This window comes from Halomonas alkalisoli, from assembly GCF_021412585.1.
GTDB lineage: Bacteria > Pseudomonadota > Gammaproteobacteria > Pseudomonadales > Halomonadaceae > Halomonas > Halomonas alkalisoli.
Map to the genome: position 1 here is coordinate 304,470 of NZ_JAKCMI010000023.1, position 14,931 is coordinate 319,400.

The following is a 14,931-nucleotide window of genomic DNA, read 5'->3' on the forward strand; positions in this document are numbered from 1 at the left end:
CCGACCGATGTCGACGATGCTGCGGAGATTATGTTGATGAGTGAGCACGCCAATACCCAGATACTGACTGGCCCCGAATTGAAGGGGATGGAAAATTACCGGTCGCTCATGGACGTCTTCCATGAGGCGGTGAAACGGTTTGGCGACAACCCGGCATTCACCTGCATGGGCCAGACCCTCACCTTCTCGGAACTGGACAAGCTCTCCGGACACTTTGCCGCCTGGCTACAGCATGAAACCGGACTTCAGCCGGGAGACCGCATCGCCATCCAGCTGCCCAATGTGCTGCAATTCCCCGTGGCGGTGTTTGGCGCCATGCGTGCCGGCCTGGTGGTGGTCAATACCAATCCGCTCTATACCGAGCGTGAGATGACCCACCAGTTCAAGGATTCCGGCGCCAAGGCAATCCTCATTCTCGCCAACATGGCGGACAAGCTCGAGAAGGTGCTCGACCGTACCGATATCGAACATGTGCTGGTCACCGAGCTTGGCGACCTGCACGGGTTCCCCAAGCGCTTCCTGATCAATGCCGTGGTCAAGTATGTCAAGAAGATGGTGCCCTCCTACTCGCTGCCCATGGCGGTGCCGTTTCGCAAGGCGCTGAAGGACGGTGCTTCGCGCAATCATCGCGAGGTCGAGCGTGAACTGGACGATATCGCCGCGCTGCAGTACACCGGCGGCACCACCGGAATGCCCAAGGGCACCATGCTGACCCACTGCAACCTGGTGGCCAACATGCTGCAGGCGGAAGCGGCCATAGGCCCCGGCCTGGACGAGGGCAAGGAGGTGGTGATCGCGCCGCTGCCGGTCTATCACATCTACACCTTCACCGTGAACTGCCTGTTCCTGATGAAGACCGGCAACCACTCGATCCTGATCACCAATCCCCGCGACCTGGACAATTTCGTCAAGGAGCTCAAGAGCATCAAGTTCACGGCCTTCATTGGCCTGAACACGCTGTTCAATGCCCTGTGCAACCGTGACGACTTCCGCAGCCTCGACTTCTCTCGCCTGCACCTGACCATTTCCGGCGGCATGGCGCTGACCAGGGCTTCGGCGGAGCGCTGGAAGGAAGTCACGGGTTGCGATATTGCCGAGGGCTACGGGCTCACCGAGACCTCTCCGGTTGTCAGCTTCAACCCGGTCGATGATATCCAGCTCGGCACCATCGGCAAGCCGGTGGCCGGTACCTCGGTGAAGGTCGTGGATGCCGACGGAAACGACCTGCCGCTGGGCGAGCCCGGTGAACTGTGCGTCAAGGGCCCCCAGGTGATGAAGGGGTATTGGAACCTCGACGAGGAAACCGCCAAGGTGCTCAGCGACGACGGCTGGTTCTCCACCGGTGACATCGCCGTGTTGCAGGAGGATGGCTTCATCAAGATCGTCGATCGCAAGAAGGACATGATCCTGGTATCGGGTTTCAACGTCTATCCCAACGAGATCGAGGATGTCGTGGCGGCCCACCCCGGCATCGTCGAGTCGGCAGCCGTCGGCGTGCCCGACGAGAGCAGCGGCGAGGCGGTCAAGCTGTTTGTGGTCGCCAAGGACGAGAGCCTCGACGAGCAGAGCCTGCGTGACTGGTGCAAGAAGGAACTGGCCGCCTACAAGGTGCCCAAGTTCGTGGAATTCCGCGATGAACTGCCGAAGACCAACGTCGGCAAGGTGCTGCGTCGCCAGCTGCGCGATGAGGAGCAGGGGAGGCAGGGAGAACAGCAGGCCTGACCTGCCCGGATCGCCGCCAGCTGCCATTAGGCGCGACCCACCGCTGAGCGTTACAATGACCTGCCCGTTCCGGCCCGCCCGGAGCGGGCAGGTTTTTTCCATTTGCGCGAGGATGCCGTGACCACCGCCACCCGTCCAGGTTCAGCCGCCACTGCCCCGGAACACAACGAACTCGACCGCCTCTATCAGGCGCTCGATGCTGTCATGCTGCGTGACCGTGCCGGGCTCGAGCGTCGGCTCGACGGGCTGGCGCGACGCCTGAAAGAAGGCAAGCCGGCTGACCGGGGGCTCGCCGAGGCCGGGCGGGCCGTCGAGCGTTCCTCCGCGCTGGTTGCACGGCGTGAGGCAATGCCGGTGACGCTGGCCTATCCCGACTCCCTGCCGGTGGTCGAGCGGCGCGACGATATTCTTGCCGCCCTGCGCGAGCACCAGGTAGTCGTGGTGGCGGGGGAGACGGGGTCCGGCAAGACCACTCAGCTGCCCAAGCTCTGCCTGGAGCTGGGCCTCGGTCGTCGCGGCCTGGTTGGCCACACCCAGCCGCGCCGGCTGGCGGCACGCTCCGTGGCGACGCGGCTCGCCGAGGAGATGGCCGTGCCCCTGGGCGGGCAGGTGGGTTACCAGGTCCGCTTCACCGACGAGACCGGCGACGACACCCTGATCAAGCTGATGACCGACGGCATCCTGCTGGCCGAGACGCGCCATGATCCGGACCTTAGCCGTTACGAAGCGATCATCATCGACGAGGCCCACGAGCGCAGCCTCAATATCGATTTCCTGCTCGGCTACCTGAAGCGGCTGCTGGCACGACGTCCCGACCTCAAGGTGATCATTACCTCGGCGACCATCGATGTGGAACGCTTCGCCGCGCATTTCGCGCTGCCCGGCGAGGATGGCAAGCCAAGGCCGGCACCGGTGGTGGAGGTTTCGGGCCGTACCTATCCGGTGGAGGTGCGCTATCGGCCCCTGGTGCGTGACGCCGACGACGAGGCCGACCGAACCCTGCAGGAGGGCATCCTGCATGCGGTGGAGGAGATCGAGGCGGTCGAGCGCGAGAAGCGCTGGTTCCATGGTCCCCGGGATATCCTGATCTTCCTGCCCGGGGAGCGTGAGATCCGCGAGGCGGCGGATACCCTGCGACGTGCCGACCTCAAGGGCACCGAGATACTGCCGCTCTATGCGCGGCTCTCCAACGCCGAGCAGAACCGGGTCTTTGCAGCCCACGCCGGGCGTCGCATCGTGCTTGCCACCAATGTTGCCGAGACCTCGCTCACGGTACCGGGCATTCGCTACGTCATCGATCCCGGGCTGGTGCGCATCAGCCGCTACAGCTACAAGTCCAAGATCCAGCGGCTGCCGGTGGAGCCGATCAGCCAGGCCAGTGCCGATCAGCGCAAGGGGCGTTGTGGCCGGGTGGCGGAAGGTGTCTGTATTCGCCTCTATGACGAGGAGGACTTCCTCTCCCGCCCTGGCTTCACCGACCCCGAGATCCGGCGCACCAACCTGGCCTCGGTGATCCTGTCGATGCTGTCGCTGAAGCTGGGTGACATCGAGGACTTCCCCTTCGTCGACCCGCCGGATGCCCGTTTCATCAAGGATGGCTTCCGCCTGCTGTTCGAGCTGGGCGCGGTGGACCAGGCCAACCGGCTGACGCCGCTGGGCCGCAAGCTGAGCCGGCTGCCCATCGACCCCCGCCTGGCCCGAATGGTGCTGGCCGGCGCGGAGCAGGGTGGGCTGCGCGAGGTGCTGGTCGTGGTCTCGGCACTGGCGGTGCAGGATCCCCGCGACCGGCCGGCGGACAAGCGCGAGGCCGCCGATCAGGCCCATCGGCGCTGGCAGGATCCTGACTCCGATTTCGTCGCGCTGCTCAATCTCTGGCATGGCTTCGAGGCGGCGCGCGACGAGTTTTCCGGCAACCGGCTGCGGCGCTGGTGCAAGGAGCACTACCTGAATTACCTGCGCCTGCGCGAATGGCATGACACCTTTCGCCAGTTGCGCCAGCTGCTGCGCGAGATGGAGATCGAGGTACCTCCTCCCACGCGGGCGACGAATGAGGTCGAGGACGAGCAGGCCAGGGAGCGGGCACATCGCGAGAGCGCCGTGCAGCTTCACAAGGCGCTGCTTCCCGGGCTGCTTTCCCACCTGGGCCTGCTCACCGAGAATCGCGAGTACCTGGGGGCGCGCAACCGCAAGTTCTTCATCCACCCCGGGTCGGGGCTGGCGAGGAAATCGCCCAAGTGGTTGATGGCCTTCGAGCTGGTGGAGACGTCGAAGCTGTTTGCCCGCACGGTGGCCAGGATCGAGCCACAGTGGATAGAGCCCCTGGCCGGTCACCTGGTCAGGCGCACCTACAGTGATCCCCACTGGGAAATGAAGCGGGCCCAGGTGGTGGCCAATGAGCAGGTGACCCTGTTCGGGCTGCCCGTCGTCTCGGGTCGCAAGGTTCACTATGGCCCCATCGCCCCCGGTGAGGCACGGGAGCTGTTCCTGCGTCGCGCCCTGGTGGAAGGCGAATTCCGCACCCGGGGGGCCTTCTTCGACCACAATCGCGCATTGGTCGAAGAGGTCGAGGGGCTAGAGGATCGGGCACGAAAGCGTGATATTCTGGTCGATGAAGAAACACTGTTCGATTTCTACGATGCCCGCATTCCCGCCGACATTCACAACGGCAAGGGATTCGAGCATTGGCGGCGGCAAGCCGAGCGTGACGACCCCGATATTCTGAAGTTCGACCGTGAGGTACTGCTCGCTCGTGAAGCCGAAGAGATCACCCAGGCACAATACCCGGATGAACTGATGCTGAATGGAGTACGCTATCCACTGAGCTACCGTTTCGAGCCTGGCGCGCCTGACGACGGCGTGACCCTGATGGTGCCGGCAGCCATGTTGCCCCAGCTGCCATTGGCACGGCTGGAGTGGCTGGTGCCGGGCCTGTTGCGCGACAAGTGCATTGCGCTGCTGAAGTCGCTGCCCAAGTCCCTGCGTCGCCAGGTGGTGCCGATTCCCGACTGGGTGGATGCGGCCCTCGAGGCACTGGTGCCCGACGACATTCCCTTGACCGAGGCCCTGGGCGAGTTCCTGCGCCGCAAGACCGGTGCGCGGGTCCACCCGGATGATTGGCGTACGGAGCAGCTCGAGCCTCACCTGATCATGAACCTGAAGGTGGTCGATCACGAGGGGAAGACGCTGGGCGAGGGGCGCGATGCCCGGGTCCTGGAGCGTCGCTTCGAGGCGGCCGCCGGAGAGGGCGCCAGGGCCCTGGCCGCGGAAGCCAGTGCCGCTGAGGCGGTCACGGACCTGCCCATGGAGCCGCTGCCGCCCTCGCGTGTGACCACGCAGGCCGGCATCCGGGTCGAGGCCTATCCTGCGCTGGTGCCCGATGCCGATGCCTTTCGGGTCGAACTCTTCGACCATCCGGGCAAGGCCGAGTGGGCGCATCGCACCGGGGTGGCGAGGCTTGCCATGGCGAGGCTGCCGGAGCAGGTCAAGGCCATCGAGCGGCTGTCCGGGCTCAACACCTGTGCGCTGCTGTTTGCCAAGGTCGGCAGCAAGCGGCAGCTCAATGAGGATGTGGTGGAGGCCGTGTTCACCCAGGTGCTGGCCACGTCGCCCCTGCCTCGCTCCCGGGAGGAGCTGGCGTCTCGAATCAGCCGTTCCGCCGCAGAGCTCCTGCCGCATGCCGAAACCCTGGTCGCTACCCTGCAGGCCGGGCTCGAAGGGCACCTGGCAGTGACCAAGGCGTTGAAGGGCAATCTCAGCCTGGCGCTGGCGCTGGTTTACAGTGATATCAAGGCCCAGATGCAGCGTCTGGTACACCCGGGCTTCGTGGGGGAGGCCGGTGAATGGCTCTTCGAATATCCACGCTACATGGAAGCCGCGCTGCTTCGTCTGGAGAAGGCGTCGCGGGAGCGCATGCGCGACCAGATGCACATGCAGATGGTGCAGGACTTCGAGGCGCGTCTGGCGGCCCGGCGCGAGAGCCAGCGGCGTGGTGGGCACGAGGACCCGGAACTGGTCGAGTTCGGCTGGTGGATCGAGGAGCTGCGTGTATCCCTGTTCGCCCAGCAGCTTGGCACCCGGATGCCGGTATCCACCAAGCGCCTGGAACGACGCTGGGCCGAATTGACAGGGGCAAGGCCGACCGGCGGCTGATGACAGCGGCAGGGTGGGGCCAGCAGGGCGAGACCCAGGACAATGGGACACCGGCGAGGCCGGTGTCCGGAATAGAACAGGCGGCCAGGCGGCCGCATGAGGGAGAACACCATGACAGACGTCGTGATCACCGGCACGGGGCTCTTTACGCCGGAGCACGCCATCGACAACGATGCCCTGGTGGCGTCGTTCAACCGCTGGGTCGATGCGGAAAACGGCCGAAATGCGGCGGCCATCCAGGCTGGCGATGCGGTGCCGCTGGCACATTCGAGCAGTGAGTTCATCATCAAGGCGTCGGGCATCCACAGCCGATACGTGATGGATGCCGAGGGCATTCTCGATATCGACCGGATGCGCCCGCACCTGCCGCAGCGGACCAACGACGAGCCATCGATCCAGTGCGAAATGGGCCTGGCGGCGGCCCGGCAGGCACTGGCAGCCGCGGGCATCGAAGCCGCTGACATCGGCCTGGTCATCGTCGCCTGTTCCAACCTGGAGCGCCCCTACCCGGCAGTGGCGGTGGAACTCCAGGCGGCGCTGGGCGCCAGCGGCTGCGCCTTCGACATGAACGTGGCCTGCTCGTCGGCCACCTTCGCCATCGACATGGCCACCAGCGCGATTCGCTCCGGTAACGTCAAGCGCGCGCTGGTGGTCAGCCCCGAGATCTGTTCGGCGCACCTCAACTTCCGTGATCGCGATAGCCACTTCATCTTCGGCGATGCCTGTACCGCCGTGGTGCTGGAGGATGCGGAGCTGGCAACCGCAGAGGTGCGCTTCGAGGTCCTCGGCACACGCCTGGTGACACGCTTCTCGAATGCCATCCGCAACAATGCCGGCTTCCTCAATCGGGTCACCGACAGCGACCCGCAGGCGCTCGACAAGCTGTTCGTGCAGGAAGGGCGCCGGGTGTTCAAGGAGGTCTGTCCCATGGTCGCGGCCCTGATCGGCGACCACCTGGCCAGCCTCGAGCTCTCCGGCAGCGACCTTTCACGGCTGTGGCTGCATCAGGCCAACCGTCACATGAACGACCTGATTGCGCGCCGGGTGCTGGGCCACGATCCCGATGCCACCCAGGCGCCGATCATCCTCGATCGCTATGCCAATACCAGTTCGGCAGGTTCCATCATCGCCTTCCATCTGCACCATGCCGACCTGGCGCCGGGGGCACTGGGGGTGGTCTGCTCCTTTGGAGCCGGTTACAGTGCCGGCTGCGTGGTGGTGCGTCGCCAATGATGCTGCCACCCCGGTTATCCATGAAGGGAGTCTCTCGCGATGGGCAATAAACGGACCGGTTCCGTCACAGGGCCCCTGGTCGCCTTGATGACAATGGTCATGCTGGCCGGCTGTGCCAGCAACATACCGATCGAGGATCGCCATCCGGATGACCCCTGGGAGGGATTCAATCGCCAGGTGTTCGCCTTCAATGACGCGCTGGATCGTGCGATTCTCAAGCCGGTTTCACGTGGCTACCGAACCGTCACGCCCCAGCCGGTACAGACCGGGGTGGGGAATTTCTTTTCCAACCTCGGGGAGCTCCGTACGGCGTTGAACAGCCTGCTCCAGGCCAAGCCCGGCAATGCCGGCATCGCCACCTCGCGCTTCCTGATCAATACCACCGTAGGCATCGGCGGCCTCTGGGACTTTGCGACCCATATGGACATCACCGGACGCGACGAGGATTTCGGCCAGACGCTGGGAGTCTGGGGTGTCGGCGAAGGCCCCTACCTGGTACTGCCTCTCCTGGGCCCGAGTACCGTGCGTGACACTGCCGGACTGCCGCTTGACACCTATACTTATCCTCTCACTTATGTAGAAGATGACAAGGTGCGCTACGGTCTGACCGCTCTGCGGGTAGTGGACATGCGCGCAGGCCTTCTCGATCAGGAAGAGATGATACGTGGTGACCGCTATGTCTTCATTCGCGACGCCTACCTGCAGCGACGGCGTTTCGAAGTCAGCGACGGGGAACTGGGTGACGATCCCTTTGCCAGCGATGACTATGATTTCGAGTTTGACGATGCGGACTTCGACGATTCTGATTTCGCCGATTGAGGCCTGATCCATGGATGCACCCAAGCCGTTGATTGGCGTACTCGACGAACCGGGCGATTATCGGGATGCCCTGGCCGACACCATTGCCCGCGATGGCCTGGCGGTGCTTGCCGCCGAGCGGCTTGAGGATCTTCCCGCCGAGACGTCGCTGGTCGTCGCCCATGCACGGGCGGTGCCGAGCCTGGAGTGGGCAAGCCTGACCGAGCGCCTGCCGACGGTGGTGGTGAGCGACTCGCGCCTCGATGCCGACCTGCTGACGGCAGTGGATGTGGGCCTGGTGGACTATGTCGTCGAGCCCATGCGGCATGGGCAACTATTGCGGCGAATGATTCGCAAGGCCATCGAGCTGCGTCGGCTCGAGGATGAGAGGAACCGTGATCGCGAGCGTCTGGCCCAACTGAATGAACACCTGGAAGAGCTCAACGAGAGCCTGGAGACCCACCTGGCCCTGTTGCGCCTGGACCAGCAGGCGGGCGGCCAGATCCAGCGCAAGCTGCTGCCACCGCACCCGCAGACCCTGGGTGGGATCACCTGCGACTACTGGCTGGTGCCGTCGCTCTACCTGTCGGGCGACTTCCTCGACTTCCAGCGCTTTGACGATCGCTACACGATATTCTATTTCGCCGATGTATCGGGCCATGGCGCCTCCTCGGCATTCGTCACCGTCCTGCTCAAGTACCTGTGCAACCGCTGGCTGAATGAGTGGGACGGCAAGCAGCCGGAGCATCTCCCCGCACACTGGCTGACGGCACTCAATCGGGAGCTGCTCGATACCGGGATCGGCAAGCACGCGACCCTCTTCGTCGGCGTGATAGACCATGTCGATCATTGCCTCTACTACTCGCTGGGGGCGCAGCTCCCGAAGCCGCTGCTGGTGGCCGATGGCAAGGTCGTCGAATTGCCCGGTGAGGGAATGCCGGTCGGTTTGTTTCCGAATGTGGAGTATCCACGTTTGACGTATAGGTTACCGGCCAACTTCACGTTATGGTTGTGTTCGGATGGAATTCTGGAGTGCCTGCCGGGCGAGACGCTCGACATGAGGCTCAGGGAGCTGGAGCAACGGGTTCTAACCTGCACTACGTTGGAACGACTTCGAGACAGCTTGGCCCTGAACGCTTCCGGTGACATTGATGCCGAAGGGAAACACAGTGGTGAAGAGCTGCCCGATGACCTGACGATCATGATGTAGAGCGGATTTGGCGATGATCACTAATGAGGGGCGCGTAAAGGCGGCATTCGACTCCGGCGTCTTCGTACTCAAGCTTTGCGGCGATGTGCGACTCACGCTTTGTGCCACGCTGGACTGGCAGGCTCAGCAGCTTGCCGAAACGCCTGGCCTGGAGACGCTGATAATCGATCTGCGTGAGGCAACCAACGTGGACTCCACAGCCTTGGGGTTCCTGGCCAAGGTGGCCATGGCGGTCAAGGATCGGATCTCGTACAAGCCCACCATCGTGGTACACAACCCCGATGTGCAGCGCATGCTCGAGGTCATGGGCTTTGCACAGTTCTTTAGCATGGTGGAGACACCCATCACCGAATCCTGCGCGCTGTGCGAGCTTCCCGAGGTGCCGTCCGACATGGAGGAAACCCGGCAGCGTATTCTCGAGGCGCACCGTATCCTGATGCGCATGAACGAACACAATCGCGAGGAGTTCCAGCCGCTCGTCGAGATGCTGGAAGCCCAGGAGGCCTCTTCTTCGCAACAGCCTGAGCGCGGATAGACAGCCCTGAGCGGGTGGCGGGTAACCAGCCGCAAGAACTTCCGGTGACTCAACGACGCTGTTGCCCATTCGGCGGGAGCGGCGTGTGCCGCCAGGGCGCTCCATGCCCCGCGGCGTGTGCTCAGGCCCTGTTCGTTCCCTTCACGATGTCCTTCTCGATCCTGTCTTGCTCAACCCTGTCTTTCTCAACTATTTCTTCTTCAGCTATTTCTTTCTCAATTCTGCCAGCAGCGTCTCCAGCTTGCGCTGGTCGGCGGTGAACTTGCGAATCCCCTCGGCCAGCTTCTCGGTGGCCATGGCATCCTCGTTGAGGGACCAGCGGAACTCGGACTCGTCCTGGGGCTCCGGGGCCGAGGTTTCGGCATCGATCGGTACCAGGCGGCGCTCGAGGTGACCCTGGGTCTCCGCCAGTTCGCCAAGCAGGGCAGGAGAGATGGTCAGGCGATCGCAGCCTGCCAACGCCTGGATCTCGCCCATGTTGCGAAAACTCGCCCCCATGACGATGGTACGGTACCCGTGCCCCTTGTAGTGCTCGTAGATTCGCCTGACCGATTTGACGCCGGGATCGTTGTCACCGCTGAAGTCGCCATCCGGCCATTCGGCCTTGTGCCAGTCCAGGATACGCCCGACGAAAGGCGAGACCAGCGTGACGCCGGCATCGGCACAGGCAAGTGCCTGGGTGAAACTGAAGAGCAGGGTCAGGTTGGTGCGGATGCCTTCCCGTTCCAGCTGACGGGCGGCGCGAATGCCTTCCCAGGTCGCTGCAACCTTGATCAGGATGCGTTCGGGCGGGATGTCGTGGCGGTCATAGCGCTCGATCAGGGAGCGCGCGCGAGCCAGGGTCCCGTTGGTGTCGAAGGAGAGCTTGGCGCTGACCTCGGTCGAGACATAGCCGGGCACCAGGGCGCTGATCTCGCTGCCGATCTCCACTGCCACGGCGTCCAGGGCGTCGTCGATATCGGTGCTGTGGCTGGCGATCTCCGCCAGTCGGGAGCGCCGGTTTACCTGCTGGGCCGCCTGAAGAATCAGTGAGGGATTGGTCGTGGCATCCTGCGGGCTGTAACGGCGGATAGTGTCGATATCTCCGGTATCGGCCACTACGGTACTCATCTGTTTGAGTTGTGAAAGCAGGTCCTCTGCCATTGTTGAAGCTCCTGGGGTTGAGTATCCGACCACTTTAGCAAGCGGCCCGGCGTGGTAACAGGTCGCGGCACGACAAGTTGCGCCGACTTGGTCTATCATTAGCAGCCTAGCAATCGGCCGGACATCAACCGACTCGGAGTTGTCTTGAATCTGAACCCTCGACGCGTGGCACTGCTGGTGGCGGCCAATACGGCGCTGGCACCTTTCGCCATCGATGCCTACTTGCCCGCGATGTCAGCGCTCGCTGACAGTATAGGGGCCAGCATTCACCATACGGAACTGTCGATCAGCGTCTTTCTGGCTGGCTTCGCCATCGGCCAGCTGCTCTTCGGACCCCTTTCCGACAGGGTGGGGCGCAAGCCTGTCCTGCTGGGCGGGCTGGTGGTCTTCCTGCTCGCCAGTCTGGCCATCACCACCATCGGTACGCTGCCTGAGCTGCTTGCATGGCGCTTCGTCCAGGCGCTGGGCGGCGGTGCCTGCGTGGTCAACTCGGCGGCCATCGTCCGCGACTGCTTCAGCGGCCGCGAGGCGGCGAGCGTGATGTCCACCATGGTCATGATCATGATGCTGGCGCCGTTGGTGGCGCCGGTGGTGGGGAGTGGGCTGCTCTATCTCGCCGACTGGTGGCTGATCTTCGTCTTCCTGGCCGTTTATGCGGCCTTCCTGCTGTGGTTCATGGGGACCCGGCTGCCCGAGACCCGGGACCCCGGCCAACCGGTGGCATCGTTCCGCCAGGTGCTGACCAACTACGCCAGTGTCCTGCGCCATCGTGAGGCGATGGGCTACATCTGCGCCGTGGCCGCCTCCTTCGGAGGCCTGTTCGCCTTCATCACGGCATCGCCCTATATCTACCTGGAGTATTTCGGCCTCTCGCCGGCCATGTACCCGGTGGTCTTCAGCGCCAATGTGCTGGTGATTGCCCTCTCCAATCGGGTGAACATATATCTGCTGGCTAGCCGCACGCCGCAACAGAACCTGCAGATCGGCCTGAGTATCCAGCTGGTCGCTGCCATGGCGCTGGCCCTGGCGGCGGCCCTGGGCCTTGCATCACTGCCGGTGGTGGTCCTGCTGGTCATGGTCTACGCCGGGATGATCGGGTTGATCACCCCCAACGCCATGTCGGCACTGCTCGATCACTTCGGCCATATGAGTGCGACGGCGACGGCAATGATGGGCGGGATCAAGTTCGGCTCCGCCGCCTTGGCTGGCGTCATGGTCGGTCTCTTCGAGATCGAGAGCCTTTGGCCCATGGTGCTGACCATGCTGCTGGCATCGCTGATCGGCAACCTGGGATTGCGCCGGCTTGCGGGCAAGCCGGCTCATGGCTGGGGCGGGTAACGCCGCCACTCCTGACGTTCCGTGGGGGGTGGGGTAAACTGGTCGCTGATCTGGCTAACTGCGGGAAGCGTCTTGACGGCACTGGAACCCAACAAACTGTTCAAATGCCTGGGTGACGATACTCGGCTATTGCTGACCCTGCTGATACGACAGGAGGGTGAGCTGTGTGTCTGCGAAATGACCCACGTGCTGGAGGAGTCGCAGCCCAAGGTATCGCGCCACCTGGCTCAACTGCGTGGCTGTGGCGTACTCAACGACCGTCGTGAGGGGCAGTGGGTGTACTACGGCTTGCAGGAGGAGCTGCCGACATGGGCAGTGAAGGTCCTTGAGGCAGCGTCGCAGGGCGAGATGGAGCGGCTGCAGCGGCTGCAGCAGCGCCTCGCATCAATGGGCAACCGTCCAGAGCGGCGCCTGGCCATGTGTTGACCCGGCATCAGCCCTGCCGCTTGGCCGCCTCGGAAATCGACTCTCTGCCCTGATCGAGAAGGCCACGCAGCGCCCACAGACCAAGGATCGGCCCCGGCAGCAGCCACCAAAGCACCCATGTGCCCTGTAGCGCCCAAAGCGAGGTGGTGAGGAAAATGGCAGGAATGGTGAGGGCGAAGCCCACGGCATTCATCACCGCCAGGGTCGAGCCGATGCGTTCACGCGGTGCCGTCGCGGCGGCCAGCGCGGAGAACTGTGGCGAGTCGGCAATAACAGTCAGGCCCCATAAGGCCAGTAAAATCAACAGCAGCCCGGGCGGCGCCCAGGCCAGCAGAGGGTAGGCCAGGCAGATCGCACCGGAAGCCGTCAGCGACCAGCGGGCTACCCATAGGCTGCCCAGGCTTCGGCTCACCAGGCCGCCGCCGACACAGCCTGCCAGTCCCAGTGCGATGATGCCGAAGGAGAGCCAGGCCACCAGGTCGGTGGAGCCGGCCAGCCGTTCGATTTCCCGGTAGACCAGGAAAGGCGTCAACATCCAGAAGGCGTAGAGTTCCCAGCAGTGGCCGAAATAGCCGCCGGCCACGCCCCGGAATCGCTTTTCGCCCAGGGCGGCAAGCCCCTCGGTAAGCCGTGCCTTGCCGGAGGAAGGGGGCAGGTGAGGGCCGTCTCCCAGTACCCGAACCATGGCCCCACCCACCAGGGCCAGCAGTGAGGCGCCCAACAGTGGCCACTCCCACGGCATGCCCAGGGTCCCCCCGCGCAACAGGTGCGGCATGGCGGTGCCCAGGGTCAGCATGCCTACCAGCCAGGCCAGGGCCGCGCCGGTGTGCTTGGGTGTCCAGCCGATAACCAGCTTCATGCCCAGTGGATAGATCCCGGCCAGGCATAGCCCGGTGGCGAAGCGCAATAGCACGGCCAGCGGAAATTGCGACGCCACCAGCACGAAACCGGCGTTAACCAGCGCGCCTGCCAGGCAGGAGGCGGCGAAGATACGGCTGGCGCGGAAGCGGTCGGCAAGGCCGGTGGTGGCGATGAACAGGGTGCCGCAGATGAAGCCCGCCTGCACGGCAAGGGTGAGGCGGCCCAGGTCGACCTCGGTAAAGCCCAGATCACGAGAGAGCGAAAGGCCAACGCCATTGACGCTGAACCATAGCGAGGTGCCGAACAGCTGGGCAAGAACGATCACGGCCAGGGGGTGGCGCTGCCAGAGGGAAATTCTCATGCCTTATCCTGGTCTTTGCCGAACGGCGGGACAAGCCGGAATCACGTTTGGTGTGTCGCTGACGCTTGGTTCGTCGCTGCCGTGGGGAAGTGGTGACGTGTCTTGTTGGCGATGCGTACCAGCGCCAGCATCAGGGGCACCTCCACCAGTACACCCACCACCGTGGCCAGCGCCGCGCCGGACTGCAGGCCGAACAGCGCGATGGCCGCAGCCACCGCCAGCTCGAAGAAGTTGCTGGCGCCGATCATGGCGCCGGGGGCGGCCACGTTGTGGGGTACCCTCCACGCCTTGGCCCAGCCATAGGCGATGAAGAAGATCAGCACGGTCTGGATGATCAGCGGGATGGCAATCAGCACGATATGCAGCGGATTGGCGATGATCACGTCGCCCTGAAAGGCGAACAGCAGCACCAGGGTGATGATCAGGCCGATCGGTGTGATTGGCCCCACCCGCTTCATGAAGACATTGTCGTACCATTCGGCGCCGTTACGGGCGATCAGGGCCCGCCGGGTCAGGTAGCCAGCGGCCAGCGGGATCACGATATAGAGAAAGACCGAGAGCGCGACGGTATCCCAGGGCACCTGGATATTCGAGATGCCGAGCAGGAGTACCACGATGGGGGCGAAGGCGAACAGCATGATCAGGTCGTTGAGCGAGACCTGCACCAGGGTATAGGCGGCATCGCCACGGGTGAGGTAGCTCCAGACGAAGACCATGGCGGTGCAGGGGGCCGCCCCCAGCAGGATGGCGCCGGCCAGGTACTGGCGGGCCAGCTCCTCGGGAATGAACGGGCGGAACAGCACCATCAGGAAGAACCAGGCGATGGCAAACATGGTGAAGGGCTTGATCAGCCAGTTCACCGACGTGGTGATAATCAATCCTTTCGGTTGGCGCCGCACGCCCAGGACGGCGGCGAAGTCGATCTGGGCCATCATCGGAAAGATCATTGCCCAGATGAGGATGGCTACCGGGATCGACACCTGGGCGACCTCGAAGCGCGACAGGGTCTCGGGAACGGCCGGGGCGAACTGGCCGACCAGTACCCCGGCGACGATCGCCAGCGCCACCCAAACCGAGAGAAAGCGCTCGAAGAGGCCCATGCCTTCGCTGGTGGAGGGGGACTGCGAATCCTGAAGTGCGGTCATTCCTTGAGTC

At 64.0% G+C, this 14,931-nt stretch carries 11 protein-coding genes; 8 read left to right on the forward strand and 3 right to left on the reverse strand.

All coding sequences use genetic code 11. The annotated features are described in order from the left end of the window. Window positions 1–36: 36 nt before the first annotated feature. The 6 genes from LY622_RS09980 to LY622_RS10005 all read left to right on the forward strand — a co-directional run bounded on the left by LY622_RS09980 (window position 37) and on the right by LY622_RS10005 (window position 9,647). Window positions 37–1,722, forward strand: coding sequence for an AMP-binding protein (locus LY622_RS09980; RefSeq protein WP_234290744.1), 1,686 nt, complete (start codon window positions 37–39; stop codon window positions 1,720–1,722). 204 nt (window positions 1,723–1,926) lie between these two features. Then, window positions 1,927–5,871 carry an ATP-dependent RNA helicase HrpA gene (hrpA, locus tag LY622_RS09985; RefSeq protein WP_234290801.1) on the forward strand — a complete coding sequence of 1,315 codons (3,945 nt, stop codon included), beginning with the start codon at window positions 1,927–1,929 and terminating at the stop codon, window positions 5,869–5,871. A gap of 111 nt (window positions 5,872–5,982) precedes the next feature. After that, a complete protein-coding gene (locus LY622_RS09990) occupies window positions 5,983–7,104 on the forward strand; it encodes a beta-ketoacyl-ACP synthase III (RefSeq protein ID WP_234290745.1) in 1,122 nt (373 codons plus the stop codon). A gap of 39 nt (window positions 7,105–7,143) precedes the next feature. Then, window positions 7,144–7,923 carry an MlaA family lipoprotein gene (locus LY622_RS09995; protein WP_234290746.1) on the forward strand — a complete coding sequence of 260 codons (780 nt, stop codon included), beginning with the start codon at window positions 7,144–7,146 and terminating at the stop codon, window positions 7,921–7,923. A 10-nt stretch (window positions 7,924–7,933) separates the two neighbouring features. Then, complete coding sequence (locus LY622_RS10000; protein ID WP_234290747.1) at window positions 7,934–9,112, forward strand: PP2C family protein-serine/threonine phosphatase; 1,179 nt, start codon at window positions 7,934–7,936, stop codon at window positions 9,110–9,112. Between the two features lie 13 nt (window positions 9,113–9,125). Beyond that, entirely contained in the window at window positions 9,126–9,647 is a 522-nt protein-coding gene (locus LY622_RS10005) for an STAS domain-containing protein (protein WP_234290748.1), read from the forward strand. Between the two features lie 204 nt (window positions 9,648–9,851). Here the strand turns inward: LY622_RS10005 and tal are convergent, their stop codons facing one another. Next, entirely contained in the window at window positions 9,852–10,790 is a 939-nt protein-coding gene (gene tal, locus LY622_RS10010; RefSeq protein ID WP_234290749.1) for a transaldolase, read from the reverse strand. 144 nt (window positions 10,791–10,934) lie between these two features. Between tal and LY622_RS10015 the strand changes: the two genes are divergently transcribed. Both LY622_RS10015 and LY622_RS10020 read left to right on the forward strand, forming a co-directional pair. Beyond that, a complete protein-coding gene (locus LY622_RS10015; RefSeq protein ID WP_234290750.1) occupies window positions 10,935–12,128 on the forward strand; it encodes a multidrug effflux MFS transporter in 1,194 nt (397 codons plus the stop codon). Window positions 12,129–12,209: 81 nt separating this feature from the next. Further along, the gene (locus tag LY622_RS10020) at window positions 12,210–12,554 is read left to right on the forward strand and encodes a metalloregulator ArsR/SmtB family transcription factor (RefSeq protein WP_439649582.1); all 345 of its coding nucleotides are present in this window, start codon (window positions 12,210–12,212) and stop codon (window positions 12,552–12,554) included. 7 nt (window positions 12,555–12,561) lie between these two features. Here LY622_RS10020 and LY622_RS10025 read toward each other — a convergent pair whose 3' ends face one another. Further along, entirely contained in the window at window positions 12,562–13,776 is a 1,215-nt protein-coding gene (locus LY622_RS10025; protein ID WP_234290752.1) for an MFS transporter, read from the reverse strand. A 41-nt stretch (window positions 13,777–13,817) separates the two neighbouring features. Next, window positions 13,818–14,921: an ACR3 family arsenite efflux transporter gene (gene arsB / locus LY622_RS10030; RefSeq protein WP_234290753.1), complete on the reverse strand. Its 1,104-nt coding sequence runs from the start codon at window positions 14,919–14,921 to the stop codon at window positions 13,818–13,820. Window positions 14,922–14,931: the final 10 nt, after the last annotated feature.